Raw genomic sequence first — 23,062 nt, forward strand, 5'->3', positions numbered from 1 at the left:
CCTCGTCGCCGCAGGCCTTGATGGAGGGCGCAGGCGACGATCTTGTCCACTCCTGACTCAATGGCCTGGCGCCTGGGGCGACGACTATGATGAACAGAAATGACCTGCGTCGTGCTGACATCAATCTGCTGGTGGTCTTCGAAACCATGATGCACGAGCGAAACGTGACCCGTGTCAGCGAAAAGCTGTTTCTCGGCCAGCCAACGATCAGCAGTGCCCTGGCGCGCTTGCGGTTGATGTTCGATGATCCCTTGTTCATCCGTTCGGGACGGTTGATGGAACCGACCTCCCGGGCGCGGGAAATCTTCTCCAACCTGTCACCGGCCCTGGATGGTATCGCCGCCGCCTTGGGCCGCTGCCAGGCGTTCGAACCGGCCACCAGCGAGGCGACCTTCCATATCGGCCTTTGCGATGACGTCGAGTACGCTCTACTGCCGGAGCTGTTGCGTCGCCTGCGGGTCGAGGCACCGGGCACCACATTGGTGGTGCGCCGGACCGATCAATGGCAGGTCTCCCAACTGTTGGTCAGTGGCGAGATTTCCCTGGGCATCAGCCCGACGCTGGAACTGCCGGCCAATGCCCGGCGCAAGACACTGCGGCCGATTCGACCGATGTTGTTGCGCGCCGATTCGCAGCCCGGCGAGCTGACCCTGGATGAATTCTGCCGTCGGCCCCATGCCGTCGTATCGTCCATGGGCAATGTCATCGATGATTCGGACCGCGCGTTATGCCTGATGGGCCGACAGCGGCGGGTGGTGTTGACCGTGCCGCAGTTCAGCGCCTTGCCCGTGCTGCTGGCCCAGAGCGACATGATTGCCATTGTGCCGGATTACGTTGCCCAGGCGATGGCGGTGGCGACCGGCATGCGGGTGCAAGCGGCCCCGATCTGCTTGCCCCAACATGAGCTTTCCATGGTCTGGCGCGGCGCTACGCACAACGATCCGGGGGAGCGTTGGTTGCGTTCCCGTTGCAGCGCGCTCCTGGCTGAGCAGGCCGGCCCGCAGGAGCAATCCAGGCGAGTGGCCTGACGGACAGTGGCGCAAGGGTTTCGCCCTCAGCGAGAAAACCGGCTGCGATACTCCCGGGGGGATATCGAGAGATGGCGCTGAAACGTGTGGCGCATTCGTTCCTCGTCACCGAAACCGCAGGATCGGGCGATCTGGTCGATGTTGCGCGGGGAGTCTTCGAGCAATCGACGCGCGGCTTCAAGGCGGAACATCTCGATGGCTTTGGCCGGGGTTCGGCCGGTCTGGCGTTTGTAGACCCTGGCAAAATTGCGCGGGCTCATCCTGGCCTGCCGGGCCAGCCGCTCGACGGTGAGGTTGTTGTCGTCCAGGTGCTCGGAAATCCACACGTGCAGTTCGTCGAACCCGGCGCTCTCTTGCATCTGCAATTGCAGCAGTTGGCTGAACTGCGCCTGCCCGCCGGGGCGCTTGAGAAACACCACCAGCTCACGGGCCACCTGCAGGGCCACATCGCGACCACAGTCGGCTTCGACCAATGCCAGGGCCATGTCGATGCCGGCGCTGACACCAGCCGAAGTCCACACATTGCCCTGCTGGATGAAGATTGCATCGAGGTCCACCTCAACCGACGGGAAACCGCTCTTGAGCATCTCGCACATGGCCCAATGGGTGGCGGCCCGACGTCCGTCCAGCAAGCCGGCCTGGGCCATGAGGAAGGTGCCGCTGCACACCGATGCCGTGCGCCTGGCCTGGACCGAGGCCTTGCGCAGCCAGTGCACCAGGTCGACACAGTCGATCATCGCCTGCCGAATGTCCGGTGCGCCGGGCACGATCAGCGTGTCGATGAGCGTCCCGTCGAGCTCATGCAGGGCACGGGTGTCCACGACCAGGCCTTCGGCGCTCTGCATCAGCCCGCCGGCCAGGCTCGCGGTGTGCATGGCGTAGCCGGGCAGGCCGCGCTCGGTCATGGCTTTGGTGGCGGCCCAGAACACGGTCTGGGCCCCGGTCAGGTCCAGCAAACCCATCTGCGGGTAGGCCAGGAATACCAGGGTGCGCGGTTGGGAAACGGACTCGGTGGCGATGCCGATATCCAGGGACACTTCGTTCATGTTTGCTTCGCGCCGGGTGTTCGTCAGGGGAGGTCTGCAAGGTTATCAAGTGATCGTGCCCGTGGGTGCGGCTTCATGGGCTCGGATACCGAATATTTAGGTGCTATTGATATGCTATTAAGGTATTTAAATTAATATTTTTATAGCTTTAAAGTCGTGATCTTCAGTCTTTCACCTACTGTGAGGTTCACCAGACCATGGCTTTCAAGCGTCCTGCGCTCACCTTGTTGGTTTCCCTGGCGGCCACTGCGCTGCTCAATCCCTTGGCCCACGCCGAGGGCAAGATCAGCATCGCCCAGCAATTCGGTATCGGCTACCTGATCCTGGATGTGGTGCGTGACCAGCAGCTCATCGAGAAGCATGGCAAGACCCAGGGCCTGGATATCAAAGTGGACTGGAACAGCATTTCCGGCGCGACGGCGATGAACGAGGCCTTGCTGACCGGCGCTCTGGATGTGGTGTCGGCGGGCGTTCCGCCGATGCTGACGATCTGGGATCGGACCCGCGGCAAGCAGAACGTCAAGGCCATCGCCTCGCTGGGGTCGATGCCTAATTACCTGCTGACCAACAACCCGAACGTGAAGAGCCTCAAGGACTTCACCGACAAGGACCGGATCGCTGTCCCGGCGGCGGGTGTCGGGTTCCAGTCGCGCACGTTGCAGATCGAAACCGCCAAGGTGTTCGGCAACGATCACTTCAAGAAATTCGACGACATCTCGGTCAGCCTTCCGCACCCGGATGCGACGGCGGCGCTGATCGCCGGCCAGTCGGAGATCAACTCGCACTTCTCCAGCCCACCGTTCCAGTACCAGGCACTGCAAAGCCCCAATGTGCACAAGGTGCTCAGTTCCTATGATGTGCTGGGCGGCCCGGCGACGTTCAACGTGCTCTACACCACGGAAAAATTCCACGACGAAAACCCCAAGACCTACAAGGCCTTCTACGATGCCTTGGTGGAGGCGCAAGGCATCATCAAGGCCGACAAGCCGGCCGCTGCCCAGACCTACATCCGCGTAGAACAGTCCAAGTTGCCGCTGGCGCTGGTGGAAAAAATCGTCACCGACCCCGAAATCGACTTCACCGTCGTTCCGCAACGCACCTACATCTATGCCGAAAAACTGCATGAACTGGGCGTGTTGAAAAACAAGGCCGACAGCTGGAAGGACTATTTCTTCGAAGAGGCCCATGCCGACGCCGGCAGCTGAATCCGGGCCGGCCCATGGATCGTCGACGTGGCCGATTGGCGAGGGAGCCTGCTCCCGCGGGTGGACACCCGTAGGAGCTGTCGAGCGAAGCGAGGCTGCGATCTTTGCGCTGCCAATCAAAATCAAAAGATCGCAGGCTTCGCCAGCTCCTACAGCGTCCGGCGAGATCTCTGGCCACAAAATCGCCTCACACCGCGCTGCGTTCACGCAACGCCTGCAACCGATCAGCCCCGCCTTCAGCCACGCGATTGTCGATCAAGCGATCAGAGCCGCCCTCGGCCACGCGATTCTGGATCAAACGATCGGACCCGCCTTCAGCCAGTTGATGCGCAGCCTGGGCCGGGGCGTTCTTTGCCGAGGCCACGTTCGACAGGCCGACGCCGCCAACCAGTGTCAGGGCGATTGCCATAGACGAAAGTTTCGAGAAGTTGAACATGGTGATTCTCCTTGCGCTTGATTGAGTGGGCCGGTGGCAATGAATGTGTTGCTGTCCGGTGATCACAGTTAAACGCGCGGATGTATCGACGATGTGTGCGAGGAGGGGGCGAAATCCATCATTTCGTATCAGCCCGCATTTGATATACAGACCGATACAAACTCGGTAAGCGAGGGCGAGCGGATAGGTTCAGATGCCTGATCAGGGCTGGGCCAGGGCTTGCTTCAGCTGGTCCACCAATGCAGGCGCCATGTAGTGCGGGCCATCGAACAGGTAGAGCGGGTAGCCCGAATAGGCCGCCAGTTGTGGCTTGAGCTCGGCGACGGTGGCGGCGCGGAAACCACCGCCGTATTGGGGGCGGAAGGCTTCGACGATGATCCGCACGCGGTCCTTGCCAAGCCGATCGCGCAGGGCATCGGCGTAGTTGCGGGCCACCGGGGCGGTGCGGGCGTAGACGCCGACGCCGTCCTGGAAAAACACGCCGATATCGTTTGGCAGCCATTGCTTGAGCCAGTCTGCGGTGGCGGCGGGGCCGATGTTGGCACCGTCGTAGACGCTGATCCACAGCGGCCGCGGCAGCTTGGCGAGCAGGGCCGGTAATTCCGTGGCGCCTGACCAACTGGGGTCGACTTCAGCCGGAAAGTACCAACCGGTGACATGCAATGGCGTGGGCAGCCCAGCGATGCGCTCCGACAGCGCCGCCAGTTGCTCGATATCGTCCCGAGAGCGGTTCTCGCTGAAATAACCGGCCAACCCGAGGATGACATCCTGGGCCCAGGGCGCCTTGGCGATGCGCGCCCAATCCGGCAGTACCGGCACGCTGGTCAGGCCGGTGCCGGGCACGAAGGCCTGGTCGTCCACCACCGTCCATTGCACCAGCAGCTCGTGCACGCCCAGTTTTTCCCAATTGCCGCTGATGCCGACGGTCTGGTTGTCCGGCTGCCAGACAATGCCGACGATGTTCGGTGCAGCGCGGGTGGTCATGTAGTACGTCCCTGTACCTGCGGCGAGGAGCGCGGCCAGTAACAGTGCCGCGACAGTCTTGCGATGGATGAACGTTGCGAAGCTTTTCAAACAAGTTCCTTCTGGATGCAGTGTAGTCGCGGCTCGGCAAGACGAGCCGCTTTTCGTAGCGATGGACCGACTGGCACACCCAGCGGATCAATAGGAGTAGGTCAAGCGCGCGAACACCCCTTTGGCGCGATCCTCGCCGAACACCCTGGCGCGGTATTGCAGGGAAAAATCCACATAGGAACGTGGCGCGTTGTAGGCGTCTTCCCGGAACCAGTAGCGTACGTTGTTTCCTATCCCGATGCCTCCGGCGTCGCCGGAAGAAAAGCCGCCACCGGCTTCGCTCTTCATCTTCGAATCGTAGTCGATCGCCGCGACGACATGGGGGAAGGTCACCCAGCGCGAACCGGTCCCGCCGATGGCGTAGCTGCGGCCTACTTGCCATTCGCTGTTGAAGTAGTTGCGCGAGTCGTTGATGTAATGGCCGACCTCGGCATACAACTGCGAGGTCCACCAGCTCGGCACATCGACCCGCAGGTCGGTACCGATGCTCGAACCGTAGCCCAGGCGCACCAGCCAGTCGCCGTCGACATTGGAAGAGCCGAGAGGGAACGTGCGTTCAAGGGCGGCCATGATGTTGATGGAACTGAAGGGCTTGACCCGTACGCCAACGGCGCCCTGCAGGGCATCGGCACCGGTGTCCGAGTCGCTGTTCTTGCTCCACAGGGTGTCGGTGATACGCCCGTAGAGTTCGACAAAGCGGGCGTTGCGATAACCCAATGGGCGCCAGGACAGTTCGGTGCTGTTTTGCAGCAGGTCGTTGCTTTCGCTGCCGCCGCTGTTATTGGTGCTCGGCGCTCCGCTCAGGCCACTGGAGCCGCGATAGCTGGTGGTGCTGGTCAGGCCCATCCTGCGCGAAACGTCACCCACGGCGCGGCGGGTATCGAACAGTTGTTGCGCGGACATGGGCGCTTCTGCAGTTTTTTGCCCATCGATCACGCGCTTGAAGTACGCGACGGATTCGTCGTCCTCATGGACGCGCATGGCGTTGTAGGCGGCGTCCTGGGCTGCCGCCGGCTTCAGTGGCTCAGTGGCGTCGGCCTTGCGGAACGCGGCGTGGGCCGCCTCGTCATCGCCGCTGCGGACCGAATCATAAGCAAGCTGCAGATCGCTCACCGGTGCCCGCTCATAGGTGTTAACCGGCCGGGTGGCGCACGTCAGGCCGAAGGCGCTTTCCTGACACTCCAGGACCGGTGCGTCGGAATCATTGGCATCGAGCAATGCACTATCGAGCAGTTGCTGGTTGGCGGCGATTTCCGGAGCCCAGGCTACGGCTTTGCGGGCCTTTTCCACAGCCAGGGCGCGGTTGCCTTGCTGCAGGGCGCGGTAGCCCTGGACCGCCAGCGGTGCTGCCAGTTGGCGGCGAATTTCTTTGCGCCGCATCAGCAACGAGGTGTCATTGGTGAAAACCCCTAGCGCATCGGTAACGGCTTGGTCGGCTTCTTCCAGGTGTTGCTGGCGTTGCAGGGCGTCGACCAGTAACAACCGGTATTCCCGGCGTCGGGGTGCCTGGGTGATGGCCTTGCGGGCCGATTGTGCGGCCAGGCCGAATTGTTCGCGATCGTAGGCTTTGAAGCCCTGGGACGCGGCGGCGAAGCCCGGTGCTGCCGCCACGGCGCGGGATGATCTGGCTGTCCGCGGCTGGTCGCGCAGTTTCTTGTCCCGTTCGGCCAGCTCGATCAGTGTGTTCAAGCGCGTCATGTCGGCGCGCTGGCGCAGGGCTTCGCGCGCCTTGGCGATGGCCAGGTCGTAGTCCTTGCGCTCGTAGGCGCTGTAGGCCTCGTTGGCGGCGGTGTAGGCCGGCCCCGTCAACGGCAGCGGCAATGTCTCGGCAGACGCGAGCACGGGAATCAGGCTCAGCCCCGCGGCCAAGAGGGTCAGAAGGGGGCGGTTCATGCCGGAAGCTCCATGGGGTAGAGGCTGTGCTGGCGTGCCACCACCTGTTCGATCGTCGCCCGGGGCAATACGCCGCTGTCGACCAGGTAGTCGCCGATCCGGCCGTGATGCTGCGGACGATACTGCAGCATGGCGCGACTGAACTGATCGCGATCGAGCAGGCCCATTTCGATCAGCAGGTCGCCCAGCAGCGGCGCGCTGGCATTCGGTACGGCATGACCGTTGTTCGCCGGCAATTGGCGCAACAACGCGAGAATTTCACTCTCCCGGGCGATCAGTTGCACCGGTTCGCTGCCCAGTTCGGCGCTGACCTGTTGCAGACCTTCATCGGAAAGCGGGTTGGCGACGGCGATCTGTTCACATCCTTCGCCATTGCGCCCCAGGGGAATGACCCGCCAGCGCAAGGCAAACTCGCTGGCCAGCGACGAGGTTGAGGCTGCGGCTTTTTCGGCCACATCGAAGACCCGCGGCAAGTCATTCTGGAACGCGATGGCTTCGGCCAGGGTTTCGTCGTCCAGCCAGCCGTTATTGAGCAGAATCCGACCCAGCGGGACATTGCGCGATTGTTGTTCGTCGAGGGCGCTTTGCAGGTGGGTGTCGGTAATGGCTTGCCAGGACAGCAATACACTGCCCAGGCGGCGTGGTGCGGTGGCGACCAGGTCGGTGGACGGGAAGTCATGCATGGTCTTGTCCCAGACCAGCTTGCGGTTCATGACCTTGCCCACCAGGAACATGCGCCAAGCGCGAGAGGCGGCCATGAAGTTGACGAAGTTGCCCACCAGCATGCGCGGGATCGACAGCAAACCGTGCTGCCAGCCGTACAGTACGGTGGTGAAGTAATAGCGGTGCAGGATGCGCCAGGCCAGGGCAACGCCGTTGGCCAGTAACAGGTATTTGATCACGTCGTTGGTTTCAAAGGGCGTAGGGAAACTGACGTCCCACAAGCCGCTGTTGCGCAGAATGATCAGGCCCAGCAGTTGCACCAGGATCACATAGGCAATGATGCTGATGAACGCTGTCACGACGCCCTTGCGGTCGCGAAACAGCAGGTATCGGTTGGCCAGCGAGCCATTCCAGCCCATCTGTTCCCAGCCTTGCAGGCCGATGCCCAGGGTCCAGCGCGCCTTTTGCCGGAAGGCGGTGCGGAAGGTGTCGGGGAAAAACTCACGCACGCACAACGGCATCGTCAGGGTCGATTCATAGGGCTTGCGGAACCAGGATTTGCGCAGCACCCGGAACTGCACCGGGAAGCGTACGAAGATCGCGTTCATGCCGACCTTGGCCAATCGTGCGCCAACGTCGTAGTCCTCGGTGAGGCTGTCGGTGTTGAACGGTTGGTTTTCGGTTTCACCGGCCAGCACCCGCAGGGCACGATGGGAGAAACAGGTGCCGACGCCGGCCGAGGGCACGGTGTCGGTCATGCTTTCACGCACCACCAGGTCCTTGCCGTGCCATTCGGCAAACTCGTCCATGTAGACGCCCGCCACCCATTCGTACCAGTTGCGTTCCAGCGAGACCACCGGCAACTGGATCATGTCCTTGCGCGGCAACAGGTAGTTGAACAGGCGCAATTCCAGCGGATGCAGCACGTCTTCGCTGTCGTGCAACACGACGCCGGCGAAGGTCATGCCATGAGTTTTCTCGTGCAGGAAAATCGCTTGGATCACCCAGTTCAAACAGTCAGCCTTGCAGGTCGGCCCTGCATGGGGCACTTCCACGCGGTGCAACTGCTTGTAGCGCCGGCGCATCCGCTCGACTTCGTCGATGGTGCGCTGGTCGTTGATATAGGTGCCGACGAAGACCACGTAGTTCTGGTAGTCGAGCGTCGACACCATGTTTTCGATCATCGGCGCGATGACGTCGTATTCCAGCCAGGCCGGGACCATGATCGCCAGGGGTTGCTCGTCCCGGGCCAGCAATTGCTCGACGGTCAGTGGCCGATAGCGGCGATCTACAGTGAATTTGCGGTACAGGCGACGAGACCAGTACCACACGTCAATGATCAGATCGTCCAGGCTGGAGATCAGGATCAGTACCGCGACCACAATGGTCGCGGCTTCCAGGTAGTTGTAGTAGTGGGCCAGCCAATAGGGCCAATAAAGCGACGTCATCAAAGGTTACCGTTACTGGCGATTGCGACGGGCGCTACGGCCTGCCAGCAACAAGATAAGGAACAAGGCAATGCCACCCGGGATCAGCCAAAGCAGTGAAGGTTTGCGCCAGGCATCCAGGCCCTTGGGCTCTTCCTCGCCGATCAATTGGCTGCCGTTGGGATCCTGGGTATCGAAGACCACCACGGCACCGTTGTCGCCCAGGATCGCCACATCGCCACGGGTCAGTACGACCGGCTTGGCCAGGCTTGGGGGCTGGTCGCCCAGGGCCCGATAGACCAGGCCGTGCTGGCCCGAGGTCTGCACCACTTGCAACGATGCCAACTGGTTGAGGCGCTGCACATCCAGCATCACCTGGTCCTTGTGGTTGATCCGCAGGTGACCTTGCTCGTCGACCTGGACCGACTCCTTGCTGTCCTTGAGCGGCAGTTCGAAAGCCAGGAACGCTTTGTCCGGGCTGACGGCGGCTTTCGGATCGGTGCTGACTTTCAACTGTGCGCGCAGCGGCGAGACACCCGAGGCGTCGGCCACCGGGATCACTAGGGCCAGGCTGCTGGCCGGGTGGTCAAGATAGGCCTGGGGAACGAGCACTTGGGTGTCGACGGCGAAGCGTGCGGCGATGCCGGCGAAATCGTCACCCAGTGAGGTTTTGTCCAGCACGATATGGCTGGTAGGCAGTACGGACACCGGGAACGCCTGAGGCGTTTCGAGGCAACGGTCGCTGACCGGTTGGCGCTGGAACGAGACGCGCAGTACGTTTTTCGAACCCAGGGCGTAGCGTGGGATGTGAGCCTGGATGCGTTGTGGTTCGCCATCGGTGGTCAGTTGCTGGGCACCGATCAGGAAGTCATTGAAAAACAGCGAGGCCACGGGCGCGGTGTCCGAAGCGCCGGGTGCGGCGGAGACGTCGACCACGGCGGTGACAGGCAGGCGACCGTCATACGCCACGCTGCCCAGAGGGAACGAAGTGCTCCAGTCGAATCGCGAGGCCACGTCGAAGTTACCGGGAGCGCCGCCCAGTCGCGACAGGGCCACGCGGCCATCTTCGCTCAACGGCGTTTGCGCTTCGTTCACGGTCAACTGGCGGCTGCGTGCCAGTTTGTTCCAGGCAGAGCCGAGCAAGGACAGGGCTTTGCCGGTCGCATCCGGGGCGATCGTCAGCACCGGGCGAGTGCCCAGCAGCGCCAGGCGCACGTTGTCAGTGCCGGTGCCCACCAGGGCGGCGTTTACGTGCGCATTGCGCCATTGGGTCAAGGCCGCTGCCGCCGTGGCGTCGACGCCTTGGACCTGGTTCTGCAAGGCATCCAGGGACTGGTTGATGGCTTGGAGCAGTTGCGGGTCGCTGATGGCCAGGTCGGCCTGCAGGTTCGGCACTTGGCCAAGCATCAGCAGTGCACCGATTTCGGCTGGGTTGGCCAAGGTATGCAGGCCCTTGCCATTGAGGCTGGCGAAGGCGGGAATGTTCAACAGTTCGGCCGGGACGCGCAGGTTGCTCAGGTCGACGCTGTCCTGCAGGGCAGGGAAGGGCAGGATACGGGCATGCTTGCCGATCCGCTCCAGGGCCACGCCCAATCGCCAGGCGGCATCATAGCTGCCGGCCGACAACGAGCCCGGTGCGACCAGAATGCCAGGGTTGGCCGGCAGTGTCGTCCAGGCGGCGCCGACATCCTTCAGTTGGCTGGCATCGTAGCTGTAGTTCAGGCGGGTATCGGGCTGAATGCGCAGCACGTTGCCGATGACCCGGTCGTCTTCGCACAGCGGCCGGGAGACCACCGACGACCAGGCAATGCCCAGGCGTACCAGACCGTTGTCCCGCGGGGCCTGGTCTACGCCCAGCTTGACGCTGGCATCGCCCTGCGCCTCGCTGAGGCCTTCGGCGCGCACCGGGTAGCCATCGAGCGACAGCAGCATGGTATTGCGGCCGCCTTCGCCATTGAGATAGCTGGCGTCCAGTTGCAGTGTCGCATCGCTCAGGGTCACGCCGGCGGGTACCGGCAAATACAGTTCGCGTCGAGCGTCGCTGGCACCCAGCAGGATTGGTGCGGTGATGCCCAGGTCGCTCAAGCGGATCTCACGCTCCTGGCGAGTATCGGCGTTGAGTCGGTTGATTGCCTGGGTGAGCGGGCTATCCGCAGCCAGGGCAAAGTTTGGCATGAGCGCGAGCAGGCTCAGGCCACAGGCAAGGGCGCTGAGCGCGCCCGTAGGAATGGCAACGGAAGGCTTCATTCAGGCAAATCTCGATCTGATAAGGGTGGGTAGCAGTTATGAGGTGAAATCGGCGAGCAATTCGCGTGGCTCGGACAGCGGCGTGTGTGACGGCTCGTGGGCCGCTTGCACCTGACCCACGACAAAGTCGTCGACCGCGCGTCCCATCAGGGTGTCGACGATGCGCTGGCTGGCCTTGCCATCGCCGTAGGGATTGACCGCCTGAGAGGCACGACGCCACAAGGCCGCGTCGTCGAACAGCGCGTTCACGCCAGCAATGATCGAGGCCGGGGACGTGCCCACCAGGCGCACGGTACCAGCGGCCACGGCTTCGGGGCGCTCGGTGACGTCGCGCATCACCAGGACAGGTTTGCCCAGGGACGGCGCCTCCTCCTGCACACCGCCGGAGTCAGTGAGGATGACGTGGGCATGTTGCATCAGGCGCACGAACGCCAGGTAATCCAGGGGCTTGATCAAGTGCACGTTGAGCAGGTCGCCCAGTTGTTCGGTCACCGGCCCCAATACGTTGGGATTGAGATGCACCGGGTAGACAATCTGGATATCAGTGCGCTGGGCCAGCTCGCGCAAGGCCTTGCAGATGTCCAGGAAACCCTCACCGAAGTTTTCCCGACGATGACCGGTCACCAGTAGCAGCTTGCGTCCGGTTTGCAGGAACGGGAACTGTTGGTCCAGATCACCGCGCAACCGGGCATCGCCATTGATGCGTTGCGCAGTCAGTTGCAGTGCATCGATCACCGTATTGCCGGTCACCAGGCAGCGACCTTGCAGGCGTTCGCCCAGCAGGTTGTCCCGTGATTGGCCGGTAGGGGCAAAGAGCAGGTCGGCACTGAGATCGATGCAGCGACGGTTCATTTCTTCCGGCCATGGGCTGTAGATATCACCGGTGCGCAGCCCGGCTTCGACATGGCCTACGGGGATGCGCCGGTGGAAGGCGGCCATCGAGGCCACCATGGCCGAAGTCGTGTCGCCATGGACCAGCACCCGATCCGGCCGGGTCTGTTCCAGGACCGGGTCGATGGCGCTATAGAGGGCGGCAGTCAGGGAGTTGAGCGTCTGGTGCGGCGTCATCACGTCAAGGGTGAAATCAGCCTTGAGATCGAACAGATCCAACACCTGCGTGAGCATGCTTTGATGCTGGCCGGTGACGCAGATCAGCGATTCAATGCCTGGTTCGGCGGCGAGGGCCTTGACCAAAGGAGCCATCTTGATGGCTTCGGGACGGGTGCCGAAGATCGACAGGATCTTGATTCGTGGGACTTGAGTAGCGATGACGCCCTTCCTCGCGCAGTTTGCTGCGCCGCACAACAGTTCGCCCAAGTGCGGGTACGCACTTGAGTAAGTGATTTAAGTTAAGTGTGGTTCCAATATCCGAAAGGGGTTGTGCGCGTAAAGAAAGTTACGTGGTGGCACCTTGGTTTTTGGCTCGGCAGATTAATAGCATCAAAGAGCGTGGGCGCAAAGTTTTTTATAGGAAGTTTTATTAATATTTTTTAATAGCTCTCATTGAGGGTGGGGGAATGGCTGTTAATTTTCAGGGTTAATATTATTTGTTGTTGATTTTAAAGGGTTTTATTTTTGTTTTTTGTTGTGGTGGTGAAAGGTGTTCCGTTGTTAATTATTGGCGCCTGAAAAAACAAGGTGGAATTTTTGCATGTCGTTAGACTGGCGCCGGAATGTTGTCATTGGCTCGTAGTTGGTGGGCTTGAGTTAACTGTGTGCAAGGTGCTGTGACTGAGTTTTGTTCATTTTATTTTTATTTATTATGACGAACGGTTGGTAAATAACTTTTTAATCGGGCGTGCTGCTGTTCTTCAACCAAGGAAAGTTTGTGCCTGGTTTCGCAGGTGCGGGGGGCGGGCAGACCTGTGAACGCATAGCCGATAATCGCCCGCTTTGTCATGGGTTGGTGCCTGGGATATTGACCGAACTAACCGGTTGGTACATTTTAAGCGCCACATACGTCTTGCGACGCATTGCCAAGACCATAATAAAAAATAGAGGAACACCTCATGCGAACCTTTCTGCAAACGCCCGACACCTTTCCCTCGGTCTGGCGCTCCTGGCCTCAAGCCCCTCGGAACATCTCCATTTGGATTCGATAGCGGACACCGTCGCCGTTCTATCACCCCGGTTGGAACCCGGCACTCGACAATCCGAGAGGTCTTCAAGATGGCAAAAGTCGTCGATTTGTATTTCAAGCTGCTGAAGCTGCTGATCGTGCTGTGCATGCTCGCAATGATCGTGCTGGTGTTCGGCAATGTGGTGCTGCGCTATGCCTTCAACTCCGGCATCAGTGTGTCGGAGGAGCTGTCGCGCTGGTTCTTCGTCTGGATGATTTTTCTCGGTGCCCTGGTGGCGCTCAAGGACCGTGCCCACCTGGGCATGGACAGCCTGGTCAAGCGCTTGCCGTCGGCAGGCAAGCGGATCTGCCTGGTCATCGGGCATCTGCTGATGTTGTACATCTGCTGGCTGATCTTCAGTGGCAGTTGGCAACAGGCGGCGATCAACCTGAGCGTAGTCGCCCCGGCATCGGGATTGTCCATGGCGCTGTTCTATGGCGCCGGCCTGGTGTTCGGCGCCAGTGCCGCACCGATCCTGCTCTACGAGCTCTACCTGGCGTTGTTCGGCAAGCTCGGGGATGACGAACTGATGATGGTCAAGGACAACGACGGCGAGGCGATCACTCATCACCCCAGCACCTCTGATTCCATCAAGAGTACCCGCCCATGACGCTGGTTATTTTTCTCGGGTCCTTGATCGGCAGCATGGCACTGGGCATGCCCATCGCGTTTGCCTTGCTGGTGGTCAGCGTGGCGTTGATGGTTTACCTGGATCTGTTCGATGCGCAAATCATTGCCCAGAACCTGCTCAACGGCGCGGACAGTTTTCCGCTGATGGCCGTGCCGTTCTTCATGCTGGCCGGCGAAATCATGAACGTCGGTGGCCTGTCCAAGCGCATCGTCAACATCGCCATGGCGCTGGTAGGGCACAAGCGCGGTGGCCTCGGTTACGTGGCGATCATCGCTTCCTGCCTGCTGGCATCGTTGTCCGGTTCGGCCGTGGCCGATGCGGCGGCGCTGGCGGCGTTGCTGGTACCAATGATGGTCTTGGCCGGGCACAACCGAGGGCGCTCGGCCGGGTTGATCGCCGCCGGCAGCATCATCGCGCCGGTCATTCCGCCGAGCATTGGTTTCATCGTCTTTGGTGTGGCATCCGGGGTGTCGATTTCCAAGCTGTTCCTGGCCGGGATCGTACCGGGGTTGATGCTGGGGGCTTCGCTGGCCGTTGCCTGGTGGTACATCTCCCGCAGCGAGAACGTCGAGACACCGTCCAAACGTTCCCGTACCGAAGTGCTGCGCACGTTGCTCGATGGCAGTTGGGCGATGGGCCTGCCGTTGATCATCATCCTGGGCCTGAAATTCGGCATCTTCACGCCCACGGAAGCGGCGGTGGTCGCGGCGGTCTATTCGCTGTTCGTGTCCCTGGTGATCTACCGGGAAATGAAGGTCAGCCAGTTGTACGAAGTGATCCTGTCCTCGGCCAAGACCACTTCGGTGGTGATGCTGCTGGTGGCGGCGGCCATGGTTTCATCGTGGCTGGTGACCATCGCCGACCTGCCGGGCCAACTGGCGGAGCTGCTGGCGCCGTTCATGGACAACCAGACCGTTCTGTTGCTGGTGATGATGGTGCTGATCATCCTGGTAGGGACGGTGATGGACATGACCCCGACCATCCTCATCCTCACCCCGGTGCTGATGCCGGCCGTCATCCAGGCGGGGATCGACCCGGTGTACTTCGGCGTGCTGTTCCTGATCAACACGGCCATCGGCCTGATCACGCCGCCCGTGGGGACGGTGCTCAATGTGGTTTGCGGGGTGGCCAAGCTGGACTTCGAGGAAATCGTGCGCGGGGTATGGCCGTTCATGTTTGCGCAGTTTGTGGTGCTGTTGCTGTTGGTCCTGTTCCCGCAATTGGTCCTGGGGCCGTTGAAATTCTTCACCGGATAACACCGGTGCTGTTAGCTCGACCTAAAAAACAATAACGATCGGAGAGTGACATGGGAAAACTGATGAAAACCCTGCTGGCCGGAGCGTGCGCGACGGGCTTGCTGTTGACCGGCGTGGCCAGCCACGCGGACGAGATCCGCGAGCGGACCTTGCGATTCGCCTTCCAGAACGTCAAGGAGCACCCCCAGGGGCAGGGGGCGCAAAAGTTCGCCGACCTGCTCAGCGAAAAGAGCGGCGGCAAGATCAAGGTCCGCCTGTTCCCCGGCGGCACGTTGGGCGGCGATGTGCAAACGGTGTCGGCGTTGCAGGGCGGCACACTGGACATCACGGTGCTCAACTCCGGCATCCTGGCCGCCCAGGCACCGGATTACGCCATGCTCGATTTCCCGTTCCTGTTCAACAACGTCGAGGAGGCCCATGCGGTCATCGATGGGCCGGTCGGGCAGAAGCTGGCGGCGCAACTGGACAGCAAAGGACTGGTAGGGCTGGGTTATTGGGACCTGGGTTTTCGCAACCTGACCAACAGCAAGCATCCCGTGACCAAGCTTGAAGACATGCAGGGCCTGAAGATTCGCGTCATCCAGTCGCCGATCTACCTGGAGACCTTCTCCGCCCTGGGCGCCAACCCCGTGCCAATGGCGTTCCCCGAGGTCTACACCGGCCTTGAGCAGCACACCATCGACGGCCAGGAAAACCCTTTCACGGTGATTGAGGGCAACAAGTTCTACGAAGTGCAGAAGTACCTTTCCGTCACGGGGCACATCTTCAATCCGCAATCGTTGATCATCAGCCAGAAAACCTGGAACCGTCTCAACGACGATGAAAAAGCGATGATTCGCGCGGCTGCGGCCGAGGCGCAAACATTCCAGCGTGAAGTCACGGCGGCGAGCATGGACAAGGCCAAGGCCACGTTGGCCGCTGCGATGACCGTCAATGAAATCACCCCAGCCGAGAAAGATCGCTTGCGTGAGCGGGTGAAACCGGTGGTCGACAAGTTCGCCAAATCCTTGGATGGCGACCTGGTGAAGATGATGTACGAGGAAATCGCCAAGGTGCGCGCGGCACAGTGAGGTGAATGGGCCTGTCCGGAGCAGACCCCATCACAGATCCCCGTGGGGCGGCCCCAGGATTTACATACGCCACAGATCCCCTGTGGGAACGAGCTTGCTCGCGATTGCAGTGTGTCAGCCAACCTCAATGTGGCTGACCTGACGCCATCGCGAGCAGGCTCGTTCCCACAATTGTTTTGGGCTGGCCCAGGATTCATATACGCCACAGATCCCCCTGTGGGAGCGAGCTTGCTCGCGATAGCGGTGTGTCAGCCAACCTCAATGCGGCTGGCTTGACGCCATCGCGAGCAAGCTCGCTCCCACAGGGATTTTTGTTTCGGCCAACGGTTATTCGGTTGGTACGGCCAGCCATTGGCCAATCACTTTCTGGTAGCTGCCATTGGCCTTGCTCAGGTGCAGCCACTGATCGACGTACATCTTCCAGGTGTTGTCATCCCGTGGCAGCAGGTAGGCCTTCTCGCCATATTGCAGGTAGCGGGTCGGGTTGACGGCGCACAGGCCGGGCTTGAGTTTTTGCTGGTAGAGCGCTTCCGAGGCGTCGGTAATCATCACGTCGGCTTTCTTGTCCAGCAGTTGCTGGAAGATGGTCACATTGTCATGGAAGCTGAGCTGGCCGTTGGGCAGGAACGCCCGGACGAAGGCTTCGTTGGTGCCGCCGGCCGGCTCGACAAGGCGCACCGAAGGCTGGTTCATTTGCTCGAGGGTCTGGTAACGCTCCTTGTCTTCGCAACGCACCAGGGGAATCTTGCCGTCCACGTCCAGAGTGGTGCTGAAATAGGCTTTCTTCTGACGCTCCAGCGTCACCGAAATCCCACCCATGCCGATGTCGCATTGGCCTGCAACCATATCCGGCATCAGGGTTTTCCAGGTGGTCTGCACCCATTGCACCTTGACGCCGAGGCTGGCGGCCAGGGAGCGCGCCATGTCGATGTCGATGCCTTCGTATTCGCCTGCTTCGGTTTTAAAGGTATAGGGCTTGTAGTCGCCGGTGGTGCACACCTTCAGTTCGCCGCGTTGCAGGACCTGGTCCAGCAGCGAAGGTGCCGGTTCGGCCAAGGCGCCGCAAGAGAGCGCCAACAGGCCACAGAACGTCATCGAGCTTGTTATGGTTTTCATCGTGAGGGGACGTCTCGTAGCGGAGGGAAACAAGATCAGGGAGTGTAGTAAAAGTGTTGGCAGGCTGTCACTGGAGCATGGCTGACGAACAGTCAGCAGACAGCGGTCTCAAAGGGGTGTCGCTGCAAGCTTTCCAGGTAGGCGCAGAACATATCGGCCATGGCGTCGCTGTAGATGGCAACGTCCGCAGGAGAGCGGGGCGCTGATGAAAAGCGCTTACCCACGGCACTGAGCGTGCTGATGACCAGGTCACCTGCCAGGGCCCGGGTTTGGGCCGGGGCGTCTGGCAACGCTTGCAGCATGAAAGCGTCCACCGACTGTTGCACCGACATCCGCGCGGCCTGGTGCTCGGGAGCGTCGCGGTAGAGCGGGGCGGCGTCGTTGAGGGCGACGCGTATCTGGGCTTCGTCACATTCGGACTGGATGAACGCCTGCACGAGGGTACGCAGGCGCTCGAAGGGCGGCTTGTGGGTGTCTTCAAGAATCTTGCGCAGCATGTCGCTGGTTTGCCGCCATTCATCACTTTGCAGGCGGAACAGGATCGCCGCTTTGTTCGGAAAGTATTGATACACCGAGCCGACGCTGACGCCCGCGCGTTCGGCAACACGAGCCACCGTGAAACGTGCCGCGCCCTGGGTCGCCAGAACCTGAACAGCCGCTTCCAGAACCGCGGCGACGAGCTCGGTGGAGCGTGCCTGTTTCGGCTGTTTGCGCGAGGAAATCTGCGGACTTGAGCGTTCGGACATGTGGGCATGAACCTCGGCAGGGAATGCGAATAGGAAATGCGACGGATTATTCGTATCTTGAATGCGACGAATTGATCGCATTCTAGTCGCCTCCGCAGGCAGCGTTCAACGTCACATCCATCCTTTGCGTGGGTAGGGTTATGACACAAGACAATATTCATCTCGGCGCTTCTTCGGCGCCTCAGGCAGCCGTCGAGGCCAATCCGGCACTCAAGCTGTTGCCGCTCACACTGACCGTATTCATCGGTTTCCTCACGATCGGCATGCAACTGCCGGTCTTGCCCCTCCATCTGCATGACACGCTGGGCATGGGCACGTTGGTGATTGGCCTGGTGGTCGGGGCACAGTTCGCCGCGGCGCTGTTGTCACGGGCCTGGGCCGGAAATTTTGCCGACATGCGCGGTGGCAAACGCGCGGTCATGACCGGGCTGGTGACAGCCGCGGTTTCAGGGCTGGTCTATTTGCTTTCCCTGGCGTTCGTTGCCGCGCCGGTCACGTCGGTCTGGCTCTTGTCGGGCGGTCGGGTGCTGCTGGCAATTGGCGAAAGCCTCATTGTCACCGGTGCGCTGGGGTGGGGCATCGGCCTGGTGGGTGTGCAGCATGCCGGCAAGGTCATGGCCTGGAACGGCATCGCCATGTACGGGGCCTATGCCCTGGGTGCTCCGCTCGGCGTGGTGCTCAACGGCGCCTGGGGGTTCACCGGCATTGCCATGGCCTCGATGTTCATTCCGCTACTGGCCTTGCCGATTGTCGCGGGGGTGCGCGCTGTCGCCCCTACGGCGACCCGGCGAACACCGTTCTACACGATGCTCGGGGCTGTGTGGGTTCCCGGCATGGGGTTGGCGTTTTGCAGCGTCGGCTTTGGTGTCCTCACGGCGTTCATTGCCCTGTTGTTCGCGGCCAGGGATTGGGGCAACGCTTCCTTGGCGTTCACGGCGTTCGGTGTGGCTTTCATCGCTGCGCGCCTGCTTTTCGGGCACCTTCCGGACAAGATTGGCGGCGCTCGCGTCGCCCTGGTCTGCGTATTGATCGAAACCGTTGGGTTGCTGCTGATCTGGAGCGCCGACACCGCGACCATGGCTTATGTGGGCGCGGCTTTCACCGGCTTCGGTTACTCCCTGGCGTTTCCCGGCTTCGGCGTGGAAGCGGTACGGCGTGCGCCGCCGCAGGCACGCGGTCTCGCCATGGGGGCCTACGTCGCGTTTCTTGATATTTCCCTGGGCATCACCAGTCCGCTGGCCGGTTTGTTGGCCAGTGGCTGGGGCATCGGTGCGGTTTACCTGGGCGGCGCCATTGCCGTTGGGCTGTCCTTCGGGGTGGCCTTGATGCTGCTCAGAGGACGGCAAGCACAAGTTCAATACAAATCCTGAGTCTTCGATGGGTTATAGAAGATTTTTGGTCTCGGTTTTTAGAACAGGAGCGTTGCATATGCACGTATTCGTTACCGGTGCCACGGGCTGGGTTGGGGCCTCCGTGGTACAGGATCTGATCGCCGCCGGGCATCGGGTCACCGGCCTGGCCCGATGCGAAGAAAAAGGCGCCGCACTGGCTGCGACAGGCGCGAAGGTGATTTCAGGCACGTTGGATGATCTCGAGATCTTGCACAGTGCAGCCTCGGCGGCGGACGCGGTGATTCACACGGCGTTCAATCATGACTTCTCGCGATTTGCCGAAAATGCCCAGCAGGACCGTCGCGCCATCGAAACGTTGGGCGATGCGTTGCGCGGCTCCGACCGGCCGTTGCTGGTGACGTCGGGCCTGTTTGGATTGACGCGGGGCGCGAGTGAACTGGAAGTGGTGAGCCCGGCTTCGCTCCGCAAGTCCGAAGCCGCCGCCCGGGACCTGGCCGAGCATGGGGTGCGTGTGGCGACGGTGCGACTGGCGCCCTCGGTCCATGGCCTCGGCGACCATGGCTTCGTGCCGATCCTGATTCGCCTTGCCCGGCAAAGCGGCGTATCGGCTTACCCTGGTGATGGCAGTCATTGCTGGTCGGGTGTGCATCGACAGGATGCCGCGCGGGTTTATCGGCTTGCCTTGGAGCAGGGGGTGACGCAATCCGTCTACCACGCCGTCGCCGACGAGGCCGTGCCGTTCAAGGACATTGCCCAGGCGATCGGTCGTGGCCTGGGGTTGCCGGTCGAATCCCGGGAGCGCGAGCATTTCGGCTGGTTCGCCCATATGGCGGCGGCGAACATGGCGGTGTCCAGCGAATACACCCGTGCCTTGCTGGGCTGGATGCCAAGCGGCCCGGGATTGTTGGATGATCTTGCGTTGCCGGGTTATTACCACGCCGATTGAAATGAGTAACCTGTGGCGAGGGAACGGTGTGGGGCCTAGCGGGAAATGATCCCGTGGTCGATCGCGTATTTCACCAGGGCCGCGGGCTTGTCGATGTTCAGCTTGCGGCGGATGCTCAGGCGATGGGTTTCGACGGTGCGTACGCTGATGTCCAGTTCACGGGCCATTTCCTTGTTGTTCAGGCCCTGGACCATTTTGTACAGCACCTGGCTTTCCCGTGGTGTCAGCTCGTTGTCGGTGTGTGGGTCGGTGGCGAGCCGCTGGGCGATCTCGGCACTGTAGAAGGTGCCGCCGCTGATGATGGCTTCGATGGCCGCGATGATTTCCCGCGATGGCGCGTTCTTGAGCACGTAGCCGCTGGCGCCGGAACGCACGGACTCGCTCACGTACTCATAATTGTCGTACATGCTGAGGATCAGGATCTTGAGGCTGGGGTATTGCTTGCCCAGCAGCCGGGTCAGCTCGAGCCCGTTCTTATCCTTGAGGCCGATGTCCATCAGCAGCAGGTCCGGTTGGCAGCGACCGACCATTTCGATCGCTTGCGCGCCGTTCTCGGCTTCGCCCACCACATCCAGTTGCGGCATCACCGACAGCAGGGCCCTGATGCCGTCGCGGACCAAGGAATGGTCATCGACCAGTGCGACGCGAATCACGGGAGGCAGGTTCATCGACGAGTGCTCTTGTTGGCGTGGGCGTGCATCAGTTTTCCGTGACCGAGAGGTTCATGGGCAGCAGGATGTCCAGTTCGCTGCGGCCCGGTACGGACGTCACTTCCAGGCGACCGCCGAAATGTTCGACCCGCTCGCGGATATTGCGCAGGCCGATGCCGGCATGGCCGCGTTCCACTTGCGGGACGTTGAACCCCATCCCGTCGTCGACCACCGTCAGTCGCAAGGACTGGCTGGAACCGAACAGGGTAATGCCGACGCTTTTCGCCCCGGCATGGCGCTCGATATTGGTCAGGGCTTCCTGGGCAATGCGAAACAGTGAGACAGGGGCGCCATTTTCAAGGCGGCAATCGAATTCGTTGCTTCGATAGGACACTTCCAGCCCGCTGCGCTGCTGGAACTCGGTGGCGAGCTGGCCGATGGCGGCGGGCAGGCCCAAGGTGTCGAGCAGGGACGAGCGCAAGTCGTGGGAGATATTACGGATTTCGCCGATGGCTTCGCCGAGCCGGTCGGTGGCGTTCTTCAGGATGCCCAGGCCATTTTCCTGGCCATTCTCCAACACGTGGCTGGCCAGTTCGAACTGGAATTTTATCGACACCAGCAGTTGGCTGATGCCGTCATGCAGCTCGCGCGAAACCCGCGAGCGTTCTTCTTCCTGCAAGCTGACGATGCGCTGGTTCAAGCGCTGCAGTTTTTTGTCGGCCAGGCGATGCTCGCTGACATTGAGGGTCATGCCGCCGGCGAACACCAGCAGGACCGCCACCAACGCGATCGCGGCGATGGCTTGCATGGTGGTGTGGATGCCGTGGGCGACTTCGTCACGGGCTTTCTGGGTGGCGCGCTCTACATCTTCCAGGTAAATCCCGGTGCCGAGCATCCAGCCCCATTTGTCCAGCATCACGACATAGGCCAGCTTGTCGGTCACCTGGCCGGAGGAGGGCTTGTTCCAGGCATAGCGCTGGAACCCTTCGCCTGACTCGGCGCTTTTGATCAGCGCCTGGATGACCGGCAGGCCGTGGGGGTCCTTCATGTCCCAGAGGTATTGCCCCACCAGCTCCGACTGGCGGGCATGCATGAGGCTGCGGCCTTGGCGGTCGTAGACGAAGAAGTAACCGTTGATGCCGAAGCTGAGCTTGCGCAGTTCTTCCAGGACCTGCTGTTGCGCGCGCTCGTCGCCCTGGCCGTCGTTGTACAGCGGTGCGATCAGGCTCTGCGCCATCTCGACATAGTTCTTCAACTCGGCGCGCTTGCTCGCCAGGATGCTGTCTTCGATCAGTTGCGCCTGTTGATCGCCCAACTGGCGGTTGAGCGAGATCACCAGGGCGCAGATGACGGCGATGGCCAGGGCCAGCGGCAAAATCCCGAGGGCGACGATTTTGTGTTTGAGCAGCATCTGTACTCCTGTCCGGGCTCGGCGGGGAGGCGAATGGCGGCATCATATGCCAAACCCATGGGGGAGGCATAAAACCTGTGGGAGCGAGCTTGATCGCGATGACCTCGGATCAGCCAGCCGGGATGTCGCCTGACACAATGCCATCGCGAGCAAGCTCGCTCCCACAGGGGATGGGTGTCTACGTAGAACTACGTAGGTGGCCCGTACGTAGTACTGCGCATTTATTTATTGACGACTTGCAGGGATATTGGGCCGGCTCCGAATAGCCGGGGCACACTATAAAAACAATCGCCGCAATCCACTGGATATCGGCAGGAGACATGCAATGACAACCCGTCTGGTTAAACACCTCGCCTGGTTTGCCGTGGCTGTTCTGGGAGCTTGTGCGTTGAGTGTCGTGGCCTTGCGCCGCGGCGAACCCATCAACGCCCTCTGGATCGTCGTCGCCGCCGTGGCCATCTACCTGGTCGCCTACCGCTACTACAGCCTCTTCATCGCCAACAACGTGATGCAACTCGATGCGCGCCGGGCCACTCCCGCCGTGCTCAACAACGATGGCCTGGACTACGTCCCGACCAACAAGCACATCCTCTTCGGCCACCACTTCGCGGCCATTGCCGGTGCGGGGCCGCTGGTCGGGCCGGTGCTGGCGGCGCAGATGGGCTACCTGCCCGGCACGCTCTGGCTGATCGCCGGCGTGGTGCTGGCCGGTGCGGTGCAGGACTTCATGGTCCTGTTCCTGTCC

General features: G+C 61.4%; 19 protein-coding genes. 8 read left to right on the forward strand and 11 right to left on the reverse strand.

Going from position 1 to position 23,062, the window contains the following annotated elements:
* Window positions 1-86 precede the first annotated feature (86 nt).
* A complete protein-coding gene (locus BLP82_RS25315) occupies window positions 87-1,028 on the forward strand; it encodes a LysR family transcriptional regulator (RefSeq protein ID WP_072404240.1) in 942 nt (313 codons plus the stop codon).
* A 26-nt stretch (window positions 1,029-1,054) separates the two neighbouring features.
* Here the strand turns inward: BLP82_RS25315 and BLP82_RS25320 are convergent, their stop codons facing one another.
* Window positions 1,055-2,074, reverse strand: a complete 1,020-nt coding sequence (locus BLP82_RS25320; protein WP_092174648.1) for a GlxA family transcriptional regulator — start codon at window positions 2,072-2,074, stop codon at window positions 1,055-1,057.
* 197 nt (window positions 2,075-2,271) lie between these two features.
* Here BLP82_RS25320 and BLP82_RS25325 point away from each other — a divergent pair, with 197 nt between their 5' ends.
* Complete coding sequence (locus tag BLP82_RS25325; protein WP_092174652.1) at window positions 2,272-3,279, forward strand: ABC transporter substrate-binding protein; 1,008 nt, start codon at window positions 2,272-2,274, stop codon at window positions 3,277-3,279.
* A gap of 187 nt (window positions 3,280-3,466) precedes the next feature.
* On the opposite strand, the gene BLP82_RS25330 is transcribed toward BLP82_RS25325, so the two are convergent.
* The 6 genes from BLP82_RS25330 to wecB all read right to left on the reverse strand — a co-directional run bounded on the left by BLP82_RS25330 (window position 3,467) and on the right by wecB (window position 12,288).
* On the reverse strand, window positions 3,467-3,715 hold the full coding sequence (locus BLP82_RS25330) for a phage infection protein (protein ID WP_092174656.1): 249 nt from the start codon (window positions 3,713-3,715) through the stop codon (window positions 3,467-3,469).
* A gap of 201 nt (window positions 3,716-3,916) precedes the next feature.
* A complete protein-coding gene (locus tag BLP82_RS25335; protein WP_092174710.1) occupies window positions 3,917-4,699 on the reverse strand; it encodes an alpha-amylase family protein in 783 nt (260 codons plus the stop codon).
* Window positions 4,700-4,876: 177 nt separating this feature from the next.
* Complete coding sequence (locus tag BLP82_RS25340) at window positions 4,877-6,682, reverse strand: bacteriophage N4 adsorption protein A (RefSeq protein WP_092174660.1); 1,806 nt, start codon at window positions 6,680-6,682, stop codon at window positions 4,877-4,879.
* A complete protein-coding gene (locus BLP82_RS25345) occupies window positions 6,679-8,793 on the reverse strand; it encodes a glycosyl transferase family protein (RefSeq protein WP_092174666.1) in 2,115 nt (704 codons plus the stop codon). The genes BLP82_RS25340 and BLP82_RS25345 overlap by 4 nt, the downstream gene beginning before the upstream one ends.
* 12 nt (window positions 8,794-8,805) lie before the next feature.
* Complete coding sequence (locus BLP82_RS25350; protein ID WP_092174670.1) at window positions 8,806-11,019, reverse strand: hypothetical protein; 2,214 nt, start codon at window positions 11,017-11,019, stop codon at window positions 8,806-8,808.
* Window positions 11,020-11,055: 36 nt separating this feature from the next.
* Complete coding sequence (gene wecB / locus BLP82_RS25355; RefSeq protein WP_092174714.1) at window positions 11,056-12,288, reverse strand: non-hydrolyzing UDP-N-acetylglucosamine 2-epimerase; 1,233 nt, start codon at window positions 12,286-12,288, stop codon at window positions 11,056-11,058.
* Window positions 12,289-13,188: 900 nt separating this feature from the next.
* Here wecB and BLP82_RS25360 point away from each other — a divergent pair.
* Genes BLP82_RS25360 through BLP82_RS25370 form a run of 3 tightly spaced genes read left to right on the forward strand, consistent with a single transcriptional unit; the run spans window position 13,189 to window position 16,096 of the window.
* Window positions 13,189-13,749, forward strand: a complete 561-nt coding sequence (locus BLP82_RS25360; RefSeq protein ID WP_092174675.1) for a TRAP transporter small permease — start codon at window positions 13,189-13,191, stop codon at window positions 13,747-13,749.
* Window positions 13,746-15,026, forward strand: a complete 1,281-nt coding sequence (locus tag BLP82_RS25365; protein ID WP_092174679.1) for a TRAP transporter large permease subunit — start codon at window positions 13,746-13,748, stop codon at window positions 15,024-15,026. The genes BLP82_RS25360 and BLP82_RS25365 overlap by 4 nt, the downstream gene beginning before the upstream one ends.
* A 50-nt stretch (window positions 15,027-15,076) precedes the next feature.
* Window positions 15,077-16,096, forward strand: a complete 1,020-nt coding sequence (locus BLP82_RS25370; RefSeq protein WP_092174683.1) for a TRAP transporter substrate-binding protein — start codon at window positions 15,077-15,079, stop codon at window positions 16,094-16,096.
* Window positions 16,097-16,423: 327 nt separating this feature from the next.
* Here BLP82_RS25370 and BLP82_RS25375 read toward each other — a convergent pair whose 3' ends face one another.
* Together BLP82_RS25375 and BLP82_RS25380 are read right to left on the reverse strand one after the other, a co-directional pair.
* Window positions 16,424-17,212 (reverse strand): transporter substrate-binding domain-containing protein, encoded by a 789-nt coding sequence (locus tag BLP82_RS25375; RefSeq protein WP_092174687.1) that lies wholly within the window; start codon window positions 17,210-17,212, stop codon window positions 16,424-16,426.
* A 92-nt stretch (window positions 17,213-17,304) separates the two neighbouring features.
* Entirely contained in the window at window positions 17,305-17,958 is a 654-nt protein-coding gene (locus tag BLP82_RS25380; RefSeq protein WP_092174691.1) for a TetR/AcrR family transcriptional regulator, read from the reverse strand.
* A gap of 140 nt (window positions 17,959-18,098) precedes the next feature.
* Here BLP82_RS25380 and BLP82_RS25385 point away from each other — a divergent pair, with 140 nt between their 5' ends.
* Both BLP82_RS25385 and BLP82_RS25390 read left to right on the forward strand, forming a co-directional pair.
* Entirely contained in the window at window positions 18,099-19,328 is a 1,230-nt protein-coding gene (locus BLP82_RS25385; protein ID WP_092174696.1) for an arabinose transporter, read from the forward strand.
* A gap of 58 nt (window positions 19,329-19,386) precedes the next feature.
* Complete coding sequence (locus BLP82_RS25390; RefSeq protein ID WP_092174700.1) at window positions 19,387-20,256, forward strand: SDR family oxidoreductase; 870 nt, start codon at window positions 19,387-19,389, stop codon at window positions 20,254-20,256.
* Window positions 20,257-20,291: 35 nt separating this feature from the next.
* Here BLP82_RS25390 and BLP82_RS25395 read toward each other — a convergent pair whose 3' ends face one another.
* The gene (locus BLP82_RS25395; protein ID WP_024619432.1) at window positions 20,292-20,924 is read right to left on the reverse strand and encodes a response regulator; all 633 of its coding nucleotides are present in this window, start codon (window positions 20,922-20,924) and stop codon (window positions 20,292-20,294) included.
* Window positions 20,925-20,955: 31 nt separating this feature from the next.
* Window positions 20,956-22,317 (reverse strand): cache domain-containing protein, encoded by a 1,362-nt coding sequence (locus BLP82_RS25400; protein ID WP_092174705.1) that lies wholly within the window; start codon window positions 22,315-22,317, stop codon window positions 20,956-20,958.
* 325 nt (window positions 22,318-22,642) lie between these two features.
* On the opposite strand from BLP82_RS25400, the gene BLP82_RS25405 reads away from it, so the two are divergent.
* The coding region (locus BLP82_RS25405) for a carbon starvation CstA family protein (protein ID WP_305883181.1) at window positions 22,643-23,062 on the forward strand (420 nt) is incomplete at its 3' end.

The sequence above is a fragment of the Pseudomonas sp. NFACC37-1 genome (assembly GCF_900101575.1).
GTDB lineage: Bacteria > Pseudomonadota > Gammaproteobacteria > Pseudomonadales > Pseudomonadaceae > Aquipseudomonas > Aquipseudomonas fluorescens_AA.